Source organism: Chryseobacterium glaciei (genome assembly GCF_001648155.1).
Taxonomy (GTDB): Bacteria; Bacteroidota; Bacteroidia; order Flavobacteriales; family Weeksellaceae; genus Chryseobacterium; species Chryseobacterium glaciei.
In genome coordinates, this window is record NZ_CP015199.1 from 4,448,728 (window position 1) to 4,465,867 (window position 17,140).

Below are 17,140 nucleotides of genomic sequence, written 5' to 3' on the forward strand. Positions count from 1 at the left end.
AATTAGGCTTTGAGATAAAAGGCTGTCTGGAAACGGGCAGTCTTTTTTATGAATTACGATTGGGACAATATCAGCTCTTTCAGAGAAAAAGAACTACTCCGTAAGAATAATATCAAATGTAGTATGAAACAAAATTCAGATCCTTATGAGAATGCAGTTGCAGAGAGAATCAATGGTATTTTAAAACAGGAATTTAATATTGCCAGACTTAATATAGATTTGAAATCAAGAAAAATATTAGTTCAAAATGCTATTTAGGTTTATAATAAATTAAGACCACATTATTCAAATTATTATTTAACACCCCAGCAAATGCATCATCAGAAAGCAATAGTACCTATACCTACAAAAGAAAAAACAGTAAAGATCTTAAAAATCTCTACTGTTTTATTTGTTTAATTATATATCCCTATTTTAGGACGAACAGTTAGAAAATTACAGTAACAAAGTTAATGGACTTTCTAAATACGTTTTTAAAGTTTGTAAGAACTGAGCACCTGTAGCACCGTCTACCACTCTGTGATCACAAGCTAATGAAAGCTTCATGATGTTTCCAACTACGATCTGTCCGTCTTTTACGATCGGTTTCTCGATGATTGCTCCTACTGAAAGGATTGCAGAATTTGGTTGATTGATGATACTTGTAAATGTTTCAATTCCGAACATTCCTAAGTTAGAAACTGAGAAAGTAGAACCTTCCATTTCGTTTGCCTTAAGACCTTTAGATTTAGCTCTTCCAGCCATATCCTTAACACCAGCAGAAATCTGAGTATACGTCATCTGATCTGTGTTTTTAAGAACAGGAACTACCAATCCGTCAGGAATAGCAACTGCTACACCGATGTTGATATTTCCTCTGTGGATCACTTTATCTCCAGCCCAGCTAGAATTAACTTGTGGATGTTTTCTTAAAGCAACTGCAGTCGCCTTAATGATCATATCGTTGAAAGAAATTTTAGTATCAGGTAAAGAATTGATTTCTTTTCTAGCCTCAATTGCTTTATCCATATTGATCTCCACCATTAAATAATAGTGAGGAGCAGAGAATTTACTTTCAGCAAGACGTTTCGCGATGATATTTCTTACTTGTGAGTTTGGAGTCTCTGTATCTTCTCCCTGAACAAAACTTAATGCAACCTGAGCTGCCGGACTTGCAGTCGGCGCAGATGCTGCTGGTTTTGCCTGAGATGGCTGATAATTTTCAATATCTTTTTTTACGATTCTTCCGTTTTCTCCAGAACCCTGAATACCGTGAATGTCAACTCCTTTATCCTGAGCCATTTTTTTAGCCAAAGGAGAAATTGCAACTCTGTCGGTAGATGAAGAACTTACAGCCTGAGCAGTAGGTTTTTCTTCTGTTTTAGCTTCAGATTTTTGTTCTGCAGGTTTTTCTGATGATTGAGCAGCAGGTTTTGCAGCACCAACACTAGAAACATCAGTTCCTTCAGGGCCAATAATTGCTAAAACTGAATCAACTGGAGCAGCACCGCCTTCTTCAACACCTTGCTTCAATAATATTCCGTTAAATTCAGATTCGAAATCCTGAACCGCTTTATCTGTTTCGATCTCAGCAAGAAGATCACCTTCTTTTACTGTATCGCCAACATTTTTGTGCCATTTAGCTACTTTACCTTCTGTCATTGTATCAGAAAGCCTTGGCATTGTAATGATTTCTACTCCTGCAGGAACTTCCGCAGAAGTTTGCTCTACGCTTGTAGAATTATTTTCTGTTTTTGATTCTTCTTCAGATTTTTTCTCTTCAGAACCTCCAGAAGCAGGAGCAGCAGCTCCGCCCGTTAATCCTGAAATATCTTCCCCTTCATTACCGATAATAGCCAAAACAGAATCTACAGCAGCAGCATTTCCTTCTTCCACACCAACGTATAGAAGAGTACCATTTAATTCAGATTCGAAATCCTGAACAGCTTTATCTGTTTCAATTTCAGCTAAAATATCTCCTTCTTTTACTGTATCTCCTACTTTTTTATGCCATTTCGCCACTTTACCTTCCGTCATAGTGTCGGAAAGACGCGGCATTGTAATAACTTCTGCCATAATTTAATTTATTAATTTGTTAATGTGATGAAGTGATGATAATAAAAGTGAAAGTTAAAAAATAACACACCATATCATCCTATCAGCAAATTATTATTGATTTTCAAATTTATCTAAGAATGGATAGTTTTCCTGAGAATAAACATACTCATATACTTTATCAACATCCGGGTATGGAGAATTTTCCATGAACTCGATACACTCATCAACGAAATCTCTTGATTTGTTATCGATAACTTCTAATTCCTGCTCAGTTGCCCAGTTATTTGATAAGATTCTTGATTTTACCAATTCGATAGGGTCATCATTTTTATGAATAGCTACTTCATCCTTAGATCTGTAAGGCTCAGCATCAGACATAGAGTGACCTCTGTAACGGTAAGTTCTAGCTTCGATGAAAGTTGGCCCATCTCCTCTTCTTGCTCTTTCAATAGCCTCGTAAGCAGCTTCTGCCACTTTTACAGGATCCATTGCATCTACAGGAAGACAAGGCATTTCGTATCCTAAACCTAATTTATAGATATCTTCATGGTTAGCTGTTCTTTTAACAGAAGTTCCCATTGCATACTGGTTGTTTTCTACAACGAATACTACCGGAAGTTTCCAGTTCATCGCCATGTTAAACGTTTCATGTAATGATCCCTGTCTAGCCGCTCCATCTCCGAAGAAACAGATATTTACCGCTTTTCTGTCAAAAAACTTATCCGCGAAAGCAATACCAGCACCTAAAGGAATCTGACCTCCCACAATCCCGTGACCACCATAAAAACGGTGTTCTTTACTGAAAATGTGCATAGAACCTCCCATACCTCCTGACGTACCTGTAGCTTTACCACAAAGTTCTGCCATGATTCTCTTAGGGTCTACTCCCATTGCCATTGGATGGATGTGACATCTGTAAGCCGTGATCATACTATCTTTAGTTAAATCCATTGCATGCGTGAAACCAGCAGGAATCGCCTCCTGACCATTATACAAATGTAAAAAACCTCTGATTTTTTGTTTTAAATAAAGAGAACGGCATTTGTCTTCAAACCTTCTCCACATTGTCATATCTTCATACCACTTCAGGTATACCTCTTTAGAAAATTCTTTCATGTGTTAGCTCTTGCTTATTTATTATGAAATAGTTGAGCAAAATTATAAAAAAAACTTCATTTTTATTGTATACATACCAATTGTTTTTTTAGTTATAGTATTATATTTACATTATCAAACTTAAATATGGAAGAAAAACAGCCTTCACTAATACATAAAATCTCAAAAATCATCTCAGATTTTTTTAATCCTCTGACTTCTCTGTTTATATTTTTCATCTATATGAGCGTTCGGGAGTATTCTTTTAAGGAATCACTTGCACACTTTCTTCCTATATTATTAATTGTGATTTTACCTGTGGTGATCTGGCTTGTATGGAATGTGAAAACCGGAAGATATACAAATATGGATGTTTCAAATCGGGTTCAGAGGAAAACTTTATACATTTTTATTGCAGTTTGTGTTATCGGTTACATGATTTTCAATTATATCAAAAACGGATACATTGATTTTATCATGCTTTTTATATTAATTCTTCTTTTTTCCTTACAAATCAGTAATTTTTTCATTAAAAGTTCGATGCACACAGCATTTAATGTATTTGTAGCAGCATTATTTTTTGCACTAAACTGGAAAATGGGGATTCTCTGGCTTGGAGTTGCCGCTTTGGTAGGAATTACGAGAATTATTTTAAAGAGACACACCGTAAAAGAAGTATTTATGGGCGCCGGAATAGCATTTCTGGTATCTTTTATTTATCTTTATTGCAATATACAATTTCAACATTAATCATACTATATGAAAATAAATCATCTTACTTCTGCTGAAGAAAACTTAATGAAACTTTTTTGGGCAATGAATTCATTTTATTTAAAAGAGGTCATGGAGCAGCATCCGGAACCTAAACCGCATCAAAATACAGTTTCTACTTACTTAAAAATATTAGTTGAAAAAGGCTATTTATCAACTGAAAAGGAAGGCAGAATTTTTAAATATACTGTAATTGTTCCTTTTGAAGACTATAAAAAATTCTTATTAAAAGAGCTTTCGCATAATTTCTTTCATGATTCAGGAAAAGAGATCTTAGAGTTTTTGATGGTTGAAAAATTAATTTCTCAGGATGATTTAAGAGCCTATTTTGATCTTAAAATGGAACTTAAACCTACAAAAGTAAAAGCACCGAAACTGGAAATTGCCAACGAAATTTTAAATCCCAAAAAAGATAAAAAAGGCAAAGACAAGAAAAAGAAGAATAAAAAAGATTAATACAAAAAAACACCTAAAATCATGAAAACAAAATTCCGGGAAATCATCGGGAAAGCAGGCAATGTAGTATTTCTGTATCCGATGGTTTTGGTCATTGCTCTACTTACTTCGGTCGGAGCTATTTATATGGCTGAAACCAATTATAGCGATAAATTGCTGTTTACCTATTCCAAAATTACCATGTGTTGCGGACTTGGAATTTCTTTACTATTTGCTTTAAAAATGCTTTCCCAAAGAATTGGTAAGACTTTTTTATTGGAAATTTTTGGAGTTATTTTCCTAATTGGCTTCTATTTTGTCTTTCCTGATGAAAAAAAAGAGTTCATAGAAACTTATGGTTATATCATCGCTATCACCTTCCTACTCTCCCATTTGCTGGTTTCTTTTGTCCCTTTTTTAGATAAAAATAAAGAGCTTAATTTCTGGCAGTATAACAAGAATCTTTTCGTCAATATTTTCCTTACGGTTATTTTTACGGGTGTATTGACGGGAGGTGTAGAATTGGCTGTTTTGGCGGTTGATAAGCTTTTTGATTTTGATTTCAATAATAAGCTTTATGCAAATCTATTCTTTGTTCTGGCCATTTTCGGGAGCTGTTTTATATTTCTGTTATTTAATGAAATAGGACTTAATTATCTTGAAAAAGACGGGAAATATCCTGTGATATTGAAATTTTTCACGCAATTTATTTTAATTCCATTATTGTTTATTTACGTGATTATTTTGTATTTCTATTCATTTAAAATACTGATCAACTGGCAACTTCCGAGAGGTTGGGTTTCTTACCTTGTTTTAGCGTACAGTATTGTAGGGATTCTGGCTTTATTGCTGGTTCATCCATTGAAAGAAAATAATACAAAATCTTGGGTTAAAATATTTTCAAAGGTCTTTTATTTCACAATTATTCCGCTTATTATTCTTTTGTTTACAGCAATTTTCACAAGGATTTTAGAGTACGGATATACTGAACCGAGATATTTTGTGCTTCTTCTGGCTTTGTGGCTTTTAAGTATTGTAATTTATTTTGTATTTAAGAGGAATTCTAGTATAAAATTTATTCCGATCAGTTTGTTTGCCTTTGGAGTTTTTGCGTTAATATTTCCTTATCTGAATGCTTTCAGTGTTGCAAAAAGAAGTCAAAAATCTGAATTGCTTAAATTATTAAATGAAAAACAATTATTAAGCAACAACAAAATCGATTTTCAAAAGAAAGTAACCGACACCATCGTTAATGAAATTGGAGATAAATTTGAATTTTTAGCAGAAAGAAAACAAGAAGATTTTCTGTTAGATCTAATGGATTCAAAAAAGAATCACACTTTAGAAAATGAGATTAAAGTAAATCCATTTTTATCATTAAGATATAGTGTTCAAAGTGAATTCACCAATACAAACAGAACAATAACTTCTGATTACGAAAGACTTAGCCTAGAATCTGAAAAACAATATATCACTATAGCTGACTATCAATATTTCTTTAATTTAAGAAATTATAATGATGATACTAAAGAAATAAATGGTGACAAATTCAATATAGTTGAAAGATCCGATAAAGGAATTACATTAAAAGTAGACCTTAATTCGAAAGAAGAAGTAGACTTCACGCCGGGAATTAATAATTTATTTAAAGAATATTCGGGTAGAAAAGGAGTCATAAAATTACCTGAAATCTCTCTGGAAAAAGATCTTGGAAAATATCATATCAAAGTAGTTTTTCTTAATATTTCGAATGATAAATCGCCATACAATAAATCAGGCTCCATCTATTACGACAATGCAGTACTGCTGATAAAAGAGAAATAAAAAGCATAAAAAAAGCGGCCTAAAAGCCGCTTTCATTGTATTTAGTCCTTAACAATTTTAAATGATTCATCTTTTCCTTCAGATTTTACTCGTAATAAGTAAACTCCTTTTTTCAGATCAGATACATTTACCTGTTTAGAATTATTATCTAATTTTCTTACCAATTGACCTGTCAGAGAGAATATTTCAATACTGCTAACCTTTTTATCAGTGTTAATATTTAAAACATCTTTTACAGGATTCGGATAAATTTTGACACCATTATTTTTAGCAACATCATTAACTGCTAACGTAGCAGAAGTATCAACCACAGAAACATTATCTACATCAATTCCTCTCGCCCAGTTAGAAGTACCTTCTAAAGCGATTAGATAGTTTGCAGATTTATTCGGAAGAGGAATACTTACATCCAGCCAAGCTGCATTTTCTGTAGTATAAGAACTTCCTACCTGAGTCCATGCATCATTAGGATTAGCTTTATAAAAAACTCTCAATTCATCAATATCACCAAACCAGTTTACGTTTGCTAAACTAAATCTAAGTTCAGGATTTGCAAGTGCAGAGATATTTAATGGAGGTAGTAATAATTTTGCCTTTTCACCAGCTTCTTCTGTTCTGAATTCAGCCATTCTTGGGGCTGATTTAGGCATAATTGAAGAGTTTCCATTGGTCGTAACATACGTCCATGTAGCTACACCGGCCCCTGAAACAGCTTCATTACCCCAACATGAAGGGATGGTAGCGTTATCAAAGTTCTCTGTATATGGGAATGTTGCTAAAGGAGCACAAGTAGTCGTAAATGACTGAGCAGTAGACCAAGTACTGAATCCGTTGGCTGCACAATTTGATCTTACATAAAACTGATAAGCCGTAGACGGAGTAAGAGAAGGAAGCGTAGCAAATGCGGTTCCGCTGTTTGCAATAGTTCCTGTTCCTTGAGTAAATCCTGTTGGCCCGTATTCGATTTGATAGGTTGCGCCCGGCGTAGCTGATGCTGTCCAGCTAATGTTTGCCGAGTTGGATGTAACTCCATTTACAACGATAGAAGATGGAATATCACATGCTGGTTTTGGGCCATTAAGAACATCATCAATATCAAAATAAAAAAGATCTGTAGTTGCAGAATAGAATCCAATATAAATCGTTTGCCCTATATAAGCAGAAAGATCATAAGAATATCTATAAAAATCAGGCCCGCTTGATGGAGCTACAGTAGCAGCTAAAGTATTTGTAAACGCAGCAGCTGTGGGTGTTGTTGTAGAGATTTTCAGACTGATTGTTTCCGGATATAAAGGATCGCGGCTTCTTGCGTAAAAAGAAAGATAATCGCTTACTCCGGCAGTAACTGTAATAGCTGGTGTAACCAAATAATCATCATGGGCATCAGAATTATATCTTATTGAAGCTGTTCTCGCACCACTGTAAGCCGTAATACTTCCACCTGTATAATCTATAATTTCCCAGGTGTTTGTATCTCCTCCGTTAAGAGCTGTCCACCCCGTAGGAATTGAAGTAGAAGCTTCAAAATTTTGAAAAAATTGAGCATTTGCAATAACTGGAATTGCGAACAATGCCAAAAGTAGTTGTTTTTTCATAACCTAATTTTTAAATTGAATGTTAATTTACAAATTTCATGTCAGTTTTCAAAATAAAAATAGAAAGTAGTATGAAAAAACGCACTATAATTAATATTCCATCACAATAGTGCATAAAAAAAGCGGCTTAAAAAAGCCGCTTATATTTTTTTACCAACGATTTCCACCACCGTTACTTCCTCCGCTACGGTTGTTTCCACCACCACCGTAACCTCCTCCGCCACGGCTGTTTCCACCACCACCATAGCCGCCTCCGCCGCTTCTGTTGTTGTCGAAACTTCTTCTTGGCTTCTCTTCTCTTGGCTTAGCTTCAGAAACGTTAAGCGTTTTTCCGTTTAGTTCGTACTGGTTAAGAGCCTCAATTGCTTGTTTTCCTTCTTCATCACCCATTTCTACAAAACCGAAACCTCTAGAACGACCAGTTTCTCTGTCTGTAACTATTTTAGCAGATGATACTTCACCATAAGCTGCAAATAAATCGTGTAACTCGTACTCTTTAGTTGAGTAATTAATGTTTGAAACAAAAATGTTCATTTTGAATAAAATTAAAAAATTAATAAAAATTTGGTATATAAAAGAAAAGCAACATAAATTAATGAACAAATATTGATTCCAAATATAAACGTATGCAAGATACAATTAAAAATTTCAAATCAAAGTTTTTTTTATCTGTATTTTCTACAATTTCAGTGCTTCCAAGGCTTATATATTAAAAAAAGGCAAATATTTATTATTTTTCAATAAATATTTATTGATATTTGTATTAAAATTAAGAATTATTTAACATAAAAACCAATCACTAATTCTGAAAATTATATGCCAATAATAATAAATTTAGATGTAATAATGGCTAAAAAGAAGGTATCTCTTAACGAATTATCAGAAAAAGTAGATATTACTCTATCCAATCTTTCGATTTTAAAAACTGGAAAAGCAAAAGCCATTCGTTTCAGTACACTTGAAGCTATTTGTAAAGCTTTAGACTGCCAGCCTAGTGATATTTTAGAATATAAAGAATAAACCGCATGATGTTATTATTGATACCTATTGTACATTCTGAAAGCAATCTTAATTGATATATTGTTTTCCTTTTTTAAATGAAATGCATTTGTTTATCTTGATTAAATTATTTATTTCAAATAAACTTTGTGTAGCCTTGTGATTAATTAAAGGCAAAGAATTGATTTTAATCTCTTTAATGTAAGATAAACAAGGGCGTTTCACTTATTTCCGAAATACTAAGATGCAAAATGCATGATTCTCTATAATAATGTAAATTCATTTGCTTTAAGTAAAAAATGATTGAGAAAATAAATAATTCTCTTTTAATAACTAAATCTCATTCCTTTGATAAAGCCAGTTTTAAACACTAAATTTGCATCACAAATAAATGAAACATGAATTACCACACTAGAAAATGGGTAAAACCTGAAGATCTTAATCCTAATCATTCACTTTTTGGAGGAAGATTATTACAATGGATCGATGAAGAAGCTGCTCTTTACGCTATCATTCAATTAGAAAACACAAAAGTCGTTACCAAATTTATATCTGAGATCAATTTCGTAAGCTCTGCAAAACAGGGAGATATCATAGAAATTGGAATTGAAGTTTCAACATTCGGCTCAAGTTCTATCACGTTAAAATGTGATGTCAGAAATAAAATGACCCACCAAACTATTATTACTGTAGATAAAATTGTAATGGTAAATCTTGGAGAAGACGGAAACCCTTTACCACACGGGAAAACACAGGTTGAGTTTGTAAAAGACAGATTAAACAGTCAGTTATGAAAATTTTCATAAAAAATATGGTTTGCGGCAGGTGTATTTCTGCCGTTGAAAATATTTTTAATGATTTTAATATAAAGATTAAATCAATTAATCTTGGCGAGGTCGAATCCGAATCTGAAGTTTCAAATGACACGCTGGAATTGCTTGAAAAACGACTGAAAGAAACAGGTTTTGAGAGAATAAAAGATTCTGCACATCAACTTATCGATAAAATAAAAACACTGATCATCGAAAAGATCAGCGAACTTGATATTGATGAAAACTTCCTAATTTCTGAATTTTTAAGCTCAAAACTTCATAAAGATTATAGTTCACTTTCAAAAACTTTTTCCCAAAACGAAAATATTACGCTGGAACAGTTTTTCATCCTTCAAAAAATTGAAAAGGTGAAAGAACTTCTTCTATATAATGAATTCACATTAACGGAAATCGCAGGAAAATTAGGCTATAAAAGCGTTCAGCATTTATCATCCCAATTCCGAAACAGTACAGGCTTCACTCCTACTGAATTCAAAAAACTAAAAATTCATACTAGAAAACCCTTAGATCTTGTTTGAGAGTTTGAGCGTTGGAGTGTATTAGAATTTTTTGTGTAAACTAACTGTTCATTCTCAAACCCTAACACACTCCAACACTCCCACCCAAAAACCCCTCAAACCAAATTCTATAAACATTATCCTTAAATTTATAACAAGCTTCCACTTTCATTTTGGAAATTTGTAGTATAAATTTAGGATCATGCAACAACAATATAAAATACTCGGAATGACCTGTTCCGGTTGTCAGAAAAAAATATCAGAAAAGCTAAACAGCCTTGATGATATTAAAGCTGATATCAATCTGGAAAATAGTACGGCAACTATTATTTCCGATAACGAAATAGAACTTTCTACTTTAAATAAAGTGTTAGAAGAAATTGGAAATTACAAACTAGAAGATCCAAACAACCCTGACAAAGCTTTTATAAAACCTCAAGACCGAGTTTCCCCATCTTCGGTATATTATTGTCCGATGGAATGTGAAGGCGATAAAGTATATTTCAAACAAGGAAAAAGATGCCCCGATTGCAATATGTACCTTGTCCCAATCGAGGAAAAATTAGCAAAAGACCCAAATCATAAACCAACTTACTCTTCTACCAACTTACCAGGAAATTTCAAAGATAATATTGGAAAATACTATTGCCCAATGTTCTGCGAAAGTGATAAAGTATATGACGAAAAAGTTGATTGCCCTGTTTGTAACATGCATTTGGAGGAAATTACAGAAGATTTAGTTAAAAATTCAACCTCGCATACACATTCTCATTCCCACAATCACAGTCATCATCATGAAGCTCCGAAAGTTACCGATGAAATGGCTGGTAAATATTTTTGTCCAATGTATTGTGAGGGCGACAAAGTTTATGACAGCAATGTTGGTTGTCCCGTTTGTGGAATGGATTTAGTAAAATATCCCGAAAAGAAAATTGCAAAATACACCTGTCCAATGCATCCTGAAATTATCCGTGATGAACCCGGAGATTGTCCAATCTGCGGGATGGATCTGGTAAGAATGCCCGATACACATGTTGAAGAAGAAGATGAAACCTACAATATTTTAAAACGTAAATTCATTATTTCTCTGGCTTTTACCATTCCTGTTTTCATTCTTTCTATGGGTGGAATGTTCATTAATTTCCCCTTTTCTCATCAAATTCAGGGAATTATTGAACTAATTTTAACGCTTCCTGTTCTGTTTTATTCAGGTTGGTTTTTAATGAAAAGAGGTTACATCTCGTTCAAAACATGGAATTTAAACATGTTCAGTTTAATCGTTTTAGGCGTTGCTGCAGCATTTATTTTCAGTATTGTAGCTTTAGTATTACCTGATATTATGCCGCATGAAATCCGAGGTCACAATCATGAAATTCCGTTATATTTTGAAGCAGTTACCGTTATTTTAACGCTTGTTATTTTAGGACAGTTAATGGAAGCTGCTGCACATAAAAAAACAGGAAATGCTATTCGGGAATTAATGAATCTTTCTCCTGATGAAGCCAATTTGATGGTAAATGATGAGGATAAAAAGGTTTTGCTTTCTCAGGTTAAAATAGGAGATTTATTAAAAGTAAAACCAGGCGAAAAAATTCCTGTTGACGGAAAAATTACCGAAGGAAATTCTATTGTAGACGAAAGTATGATCACGGGAGAACCTATTCCTGTTGAAAAAACGGTAAATGACAGAGTATCTTCAGGAACGATTAACGGAAATCAGGTTTTAATTATGAAAGCTGAAAAAGTGGGTGATGAAACGTTGCTTTCACAAATCATTAAAATGGTTAATGATGCAAGCCGAAGCAAAGCTCCTATTCAAAAATTAACCGATAAAGTAGCTAAAGTATTTGTTCCTGCTGTTATTTTGATCGCCGTTCTTACGTTCATTTTGTGGCAGTTTTTCGGTCCGGAAGGTCAAAAAACATTGTTTGCTTTTGTGAATGCCGTTGCGGTTTTAATTGTAGCTTGTCCGTGTGCTTTAGGCCTCGCAACACCGATGTCTTTGATGGTCGGAATTGGTAAAGGAGCAAAAAATGGTATCTTAATTAAAAATGCCGAAGCACTTGAACAAATGAATAAAGTAAACGTTTTAATTACCGATAAAACAGGAACTTTAACGGAAGGAAAACCGTCAGTAGAATATATTGAAACCGTGAACAATGAAGATAAAAATCAACTCCTGAAATTAGCTTTTTCATTGAATCAAAATTCAGAACACCCACTTTCGAATGCTGTAATTAAAAAAGCAAAAGAACAAAACATTAAGGCTGAAAAAGTACAGCAATTTGAAAACATTTCAGGGAAAGGAGTGAAAGGAAACATCAACGGAAAAACGATTTATCTCGGAAATGAAACACTGTTAACTTCAAATCAAATTATAATTCCTGAAAATCTAAAACAGAAAGCAATTGAAGTGCAATCAAAAGCACATACAATTTCTTATGTTGCTGAGGGTAATTCAGTCTTAGGGTTCATAAGTTTTACGGATAAAATTAAAGAAAGTTCTAAAAAAGCAGTTCAGCAATTGATTAGTGAAGGCATTGATATTATGATGATGACGGGCGATAACGAACACACTGCAAAAGCTGTTGCTGATGAATTGGGGATCAAACATTTTAAAGCTAACTGTCTTCCTGAAGATAAATTAAATGAAGTAAAAAAGCTTCAAAAAGAAGGTAAAATCGTAGCCATGACCGGCGATGGAATCAACGACTCCCCTGCTTTAGCACAAGCCAATATCGGGATCGCCATGGGAACCGGAACTGATGTAGCCATCGAAAGTTCTGAAATTACCTTACTAAAAGGAGATCTTCTTGGAGTAGCACAGGCAAAATTATTAAGCGAAAAATTATTGAAAAACATTAAGGAAAACCTATTCTTTGCTTTCATCTATAACGTCTTGGGAGTTCCGATTGCGGCAGGATTATTGTATCCATTTTTTGGAATTTTATTATCACCGATGATCGCGGCAGCGGCAATGAGTTTCAGTTCATTATCTGTGATCTTAAATTCATTGCGCCTGAATTCGGTTGATTTGGAGATTGAATAATTTTTAATTCTTTCGCAGATTTTAATTTTATAAACAATTGAATATAAATCTGCGAGAGAAATAAAGTTTTCACATCAATAGGAATGGGCTTTAGCCCATTTAGAAAATATATTCAATCAATTGGCTTTAGCCAAAACTTAAAATATTTAATACATTTCTAAATATGAAAAAAGAGAATCTTTATATTGGCTGTTCAGGGTTTTACAATGCAGATTGGAAAGGATCTTTATACCCAGAAGATGCCAAAAATAAAGACTTTCTTACCATATATTCTCAAACATTTAATTGTGTTGAAATCAACTCTACTTTTTACAGAAAACCAACTGCAAAAACACTTATCAAATGGTTTGATGAAACTCCTGATGACTTTAAATTTTTCATTAAAATTCCAAAAGTAATTTCGCACGAAAAACGATTGAAAGATTGTAAAGAAGAAATTTCAGAATTTTGTAACCACATTCAAACCAATTTAAAGGAAAAACTTTCAGGATTTCTGTATCAGTTTCCACCTTCTTTTAAAAATACTCAGGAAAATATTGATTTAATTTTAAATACTATTGATTTCAACTTTTTAAATGTCATTGAATTCCGTCATGAATCTTGGTGGACAAAGGAAGTTTTTGACATCTTAAAAGAAAAAGACATCGTTTTTTCCGGAGTAAGCTTTCCTGGAAATTTGCCGGAAGATTTTATTATTAATCATTCTGAAATATTATATTACCGACTCCATGGAAAACCTGTCCTTTATAAGTCGGAATATTCAGAAGAATTTCTTAATTATTTAGCTGATAAAATTAGAAAATCGCAACATAAAATATTTATATTTTTCAATAATACCTGGGGAACTGCTGCAATTCATAATTCGCTGTATTTGAAAAAAATTCTGGAATAAAAACCAGTTAAAAAAAATAAATTAAAAAATCATTAAAAAGTGAAATTTTAAGTAAAAATGGCATATAATTTGTTAACATTAACTTGAAAAATTTAACAGTTTTTAACAATTTAATTTCCATTTACTTTTATGAAAAAAAACTTTGCGGAAAAGTCTAAAAACGGGACTTTTCTTGGGATGCTTGCATTGATGAGTGCAACTTCGTTTTTATTTAACAGCTGTGATCAGCAAAATGACAAGAAAAAATCTGAAAAAACGATTTCCACTGTCCATCCCGTCGCAAAGATAGTCCCCCAAATTGATAATGAAGAAGTTCCTTCAGACAAAAGGGTTATTTATCTTACCTTCGATGATGGCCCTAATCAGGGAACTGAAAATCTTCTGAGAATTTTAAATAAAAGAAATGTATGCGCCACCGCTTTCCTCGTTGGGCAACATGCTTATGGAAGCAAAAAACAAAAGGACGGTCTTGAGCTATTAAAAAACGATCCTTTGGTTGAACTGGCCAATCACAGTTACACCCACGCACACAATAAATACACAGATTTTTATAGAAATCCTGAAGCCGTAGTTCGTGATTTTGACATTGCAAAAGACAGTTTAAGACTAACCGATAAAATTGCAAGAACTCCCGGAAGAAATATCTGGAGACTTAATAATATCACCGCTACAGATCTAAAAAGCTCTGCTCTGGCTGCAAACAGTCTGCAAAAAGCCGGATATAAAGTCATCGGTTGGGATTTGGAATGGAAACCTACAAATAATATGGCTCTAAAAGGAAACCATCAGACAATGCTAAAAAAAGTTGACAGTATTTTCTTTAATGATCTTGAAAAAACATCAAGACATTTGGTTTTTCTTACGCATGATCAATATTTAACTGATGCAGATTCTATTGATGAGCTTGACCTTTTTATCGAAAAGCTTCAGAAAACCAACAGATTTGTTTTCAGGAAAATATCTGCTTATCCGAAGATTAATGAGATTTTGAATTAAATTTTTTCTCCCACTGATTACACAGATTTTCACAGATGTTTATGTTATATTTTCTAATTTTTAAATTGAATTATATGCAATCATCTGTGAAAATCTGTGTAATCAGTGGGATTCTAATTTTAAATTCAATATTCACTAGTTTTTTGCTTTTAAAATTCAGAAATTTGCAATTATGAGCATTACAGAAAACTATCATATTATAAAAAATCAACTTCCCTCAACTGTACAGTTGGTTGCAGTTTCAAAGACACACCCTGTTTCAGCGATTCAGGAGGTTTATGATCTTGGACAAAGAGTTTTTGGAGAAAATAAAGTTCAGGAATTATTGGAGAAATATCCCCTACTTCCAAAAGATATTGAATGGCATCTGATCGGGCATTTACAGACCAATAAAGTAAAATATATTGCTGAGTTTATTGATACCATTCAAAGTGTTGATTCTGAGAAGTTATTAGCAGAAATTAATAAGGAAGTAGGAAAACATAACCGCAAAATCAAAGTTCTTTTACAAGTAAAAATTGCGGCAGAAGACACCAAATTTGGGCTTGAAATTACAGAAGCTAAGGATTTATTTGAAAAATATATTAATGGAGATTTTCCAAATATCGAAATCACAGGTTTAATGGGAATGGCAACGTTCACAGACGACCTAGAGCAGGTAAAAAAGGAATTTTTAATACTGAAAAAAGTTTTTAATGAATTAAATCAACTAAAAAAACTAGAAACATTATCAATGGGAATGAGTGATGATTTCCCGACAGCCATTGAATGCGGTGCTAATTCTGTGAGGGTTGGATCGGCTATTTTCGGAAGGAGAGATTATTCAAAATAGAAGATTTAGGTACAGTTTTTGCTAATAATTCAATCAAAAAAATTAAATTTGCAACTATGCAAAAAATCCTTATTGTAGAAGACGAAAAAGCAATCTCCGGAGTACTTCACAGTATTCTTTCGGATGAACTTACCAATTATGAATTTGTAATCGCCGAAGATGGTTTAGAAGGCTATAAGCAAGTAGAAAAAGAAGATTTCGCGCTGGTGATTTCGGATATTAAAATGCCAAAACTTTCAGGTACAGAACTTTTAAAGCAAAGTTTGGCTTTGAAACCTGAAACTACTTTTATCATGATCTCAGGGCACGCAGACATTGATTCTGCGGTTTCTTGTTTAAGGGATGGTGCATACGACTTCATTTCTAAACCCATTGACATCAACCGTTTGATTACAAGCGTAAAAAATGCCTTGGTTAAAGAAACTTTGAAGAAAGAAAATAAAAATCTTCAAACTGAAAATAAAACTTTAAAGAAAAAAGTTAACAAAAAGTATCAAATGATCGGTCAGTCTGCCGGATTACAGAAGATCCAGGATATGATCGAAAAGGTAGCTGTATCTGATGCAAGAGTATTGATCACAGGTCCCAACGGTGCCGGAAAAGAATTGGTAGCTCACGCTATTCACAATCAAAGTGAAAGAGCAAGAGGGCCAATGATTGAAGTTAACTGTGCTGCAATTCCCTCAGAATTAATTGAATCTGAACTTTTCGGACACGTTAAAGGTTCGTTTACAGGAGCTATTAAAGATAAGCAGGGAAAATTCGAACAAGCTACTGGCGGTACGATTTTCTTAGATGAGATCGGAGACATGAGTTTGATCGCTCAGGCTAAGGTTTTAAGAGCCTTACAGGAAAGTAAAGTTTCTCCTGTTGGAAGCGACAAGGAAATAAAAGTTGATGTGAGAGTTCTTGCAGCAACGAATAAAAATATGCAGAAGGAAATTGAAGAAGGAAAATTCAGAGAAGATCTTTACCACAGACTTTCTGTGATTGAGATCTATGTTCCGCCATTGGATGAGAGAAAAGAGGATATCAAATTATTGGTAGACCATTTTTCGGCTATGATCTCTGAAGAGCACGGTACCGCTTTGAAAAAATTCGATGATAAAGCTATTGAAGCATTAAAAGCCCTTTCTTGGACTGGGAATATCAGAGAATTGAGAAATGTTGTGGAAAGATTAATTATTCTTGGTGGAGCTACTGTTTCCGAAGAGGATGTTGCAAGTTTTGTAAGGAAATAATTTAATTATTATTTTAAATATATTAAAAATTGCAGTATCATATG

The 17,140-nt window shown here is 33.4% G+C and carries 16 protein-coding genes; 12 read left to right on the plus strand and 4 right to left on the minus strand.

Features of this window, described 5'->3' with window-relative positions; genetic code table 11:
* Positions 1–48 precede the first annotated feature (48 nt).
* A complete protein-coding gene (locus A0O34_RS20150) occupies positions 49–258 on the plus strand; it encodes an integrase core domain-containing protein (protein WP_066758699.1) in 210 nt (69 codons plus the stop codon).
* A 177-nt stretch (positions 259–435) separates the two neighbouring features.
* Here the strand turns inward: A0O34_RS20150 and A0O34_RS20155 are convergent, their stop codons facing one another.
* Together A0O34_RS20155 and pdhA are read right to left on the minus strand one after the other, a co-directional pair.
* On the minus strand, positions 436–2,055 hold the full coding sequence (locus tag A0O34_RS20155) for a 2-oxo acid dehydrogenase subunit E2 (protein ID WP_066758701.1): 1,620 nt from the start codon (positions 2,053–2,055) through the stop codon (positions 436–438).
* 93 nt (positions 2,056–2,148) lie between these two features.
* Positions 2,149–3,153 carry a pyruvate dehydrogenase (acetyl-transferring) E1 component subunit alpha gene (pdhA, locus tag A0O34_RS20160; protein ID WP_066758706.1) on the minus strand — a complete coding sequence of 335 codons (1,005 nt, stop codon included), beginning with the start codon at positions 3,151–3,153 and terminating at the stop codon, positions 2,149–2,151.
* 126 nt (positions 3,154–3,279) lie between these two features.
* Here pdhA and A0O34_RS20165 point away from each other — a divergent pair, with 126 nt between their 5' ends.
* The 3 genes from A0O34_RS20165 to A0O34_RS20175 are packed head-to-tail and all read left to right on the plus strand — an operon-like array spanning position 3,280 to position 6,162.
* Positions 3,280–3,882 (plus strand): phosphatase PAP2 family protein, encoded by a 603-nt coding sequence (locus tag A0O34_RS20165; RefSeq protein WP_066758708.1) that lies wholly within the window; start codon positions 3,280–3,282, stop codon positions 3,880–3,882.
* Positions 3,883–3,891: 9 nt separating this feature from the next.
* Positions 3,892–4,359 (plus strand): BlaI/MecI/CopY family transcriptional regulator, encoded by a 468-nt coding sequence (locus A0O34_RS20170; protein WP_066758710.1) that lies wholly within the window; start codon positions 3,892–3,894, stop codon positions 4,357–4,359.
* Positions 4,360–4,380: 21 nt separating this feature from the next.
* Positions 4,381–6,162, plus strand: a complete 1,782-nt coding sequence (locus tag A0O34_RS20175; protein WP_066758712.1) for a DUF4153 domain-containing protein — start codon at positions 4,381–4,383, stop codon at positions 6,160–6,162.
* Positions 6,163–6,203: 41 nt separating this feature from the next.
* On the opposite strand, the gene A0O34_RS20180 is transcribed toward A0O34_RS20175, so the two are convergent.
* Complete coding sequence (locus A0O34_RS20180; protein WP_066758714.1) at positions 6,204–7,757, minus strand: T9SS-dependent choice-of-anchor J family protein; 1,554 nt, start codon at positions 7,755–7,757, stop codon at positions 6,204–6,206.
* 150 nt (positions 7,758–7,907) lie between these two features.
* Complete coding sequence (locus A0O34_RS20185) at positions 7,908–8,291, minus strand: RNA recognition motif domain-containing protein (RefSeq protein ID WP_066758716.1); 384 nt, start codon at positions 8,289–8,291, stop codon at positions 7,908–7,910.
* A 282-nt stretch (positions 8,292–8,573) separates the two neighbouring features.
* Here A0O34_RS20185 and A0O34_RS20190 point away from each other — a divergent pair, with 282 nt between their 5' ends.
* The 8 genes from A0O34_RS20190 (at position 8,574) to A0O34_RS20225 (ending at position 17,096) form a co-directional block, all read left to right on the plus strand.
* Positions 8,574–8,777 (plus strand): helix-turn-helix domain-containing protein, encoded by a 204-nt coding sequence (locus tag A0O34_RS20190; RefSeq protein ID WP_066758719.1) that lies wholly within the window; start codon positions 8,574–8,576, stop codon positions 8,775–8,777.
* Between the two features lie 377 nt (positions 8,778–9,154).
* Complete coding sequence (locus A0O34_RS20195) at positions 9,155–9,550, plus strand: acyl-CoA thioesterase (RefSeq protein ID WP_066758721.1); 396 nt, start codon at positions 9,155–9,157, stop codon at positions 9,548–9,550.
* On the plus strand, positions 9,547–10,107 hold the full coding sequence (locus A0O34_RS20200) for a helix-turn-helix domain-containing protein (RefSeq protein ID WP_066758723.1): 561 nt from the start codon (positions 9,547–9,549) through the stop codon (positions 10,105–10,107). Before A0O34_RS20195 ends, A0O34_RS20200 begins: the two co-directional genes overlap by 4 nt.
* A gap of 181 nt (positions 10,108–10,288) precedes the next feature.
* Positions 10,289–13,135, plus strand: a complete 2,847-nt coding sequence (locus tag A0O34_RS20205) for a heavy metal translocating P-type ATPase (protein WP_066758725.1) — start codon at positions 10,289–10,291, stop codon at positions 13,133–13,135.
* A 163-nt stretch (positions 13,136–13,298) separates the two neighbouring features.
* Positions 13,299–14,027: a DUF72 domain-containing protein gene (locus A0O34_RS20210; protein ID WP_066758727.1), complete on the plus strand. Its 729-nt coding sequence runs from the start codon at positions 13,299–13,301 to the stop codon at positions 14,025–14,027.
* 129 nt (positions 14,028–14,156) lie between these two features.
* A complete protein-coding gene (locus A0O34_RS20215; RefSeq protein WP_066758729.1) occupies positions 14,157–15,023 on the plus strand; it encodes a polysaccharide deacetylase family protein in 867 nt (288 codons plus the stop codon).
* Positions 15,024–15,195: 172 nt separating this feature from the next.
* The gene (locus A0O34_RS20220; RefSeq protein WP_066758731.1) at positions 15,196–15,855 is read left to right on the plus strand and encodes a YggS family pyridoxal phosphate-dependent enzyme; all 660 of its coding nucleotides are present in this window, start codon (positions 15,196–15,198) and stop codon (positions 15,853–15,855) included.
* Positions 15,856–15,911: 56 nt separating this feature from the next.
* Positions 15,912–17,096 carry a sigma-54-dependent transcriptional regulator gene (locus tag A0O34_RS20225; protein ID WP_066758733.1) on the plus strand — a complete coding sequence of 395 codons (1,185 nt, stop codon included), beginning with the start codon at positions 15,912–15,914 and terminating at the stop codon, positions 17,094–17,096.
* Positions 17,097–17,140 lie beyond the last annotated feature (44 nt).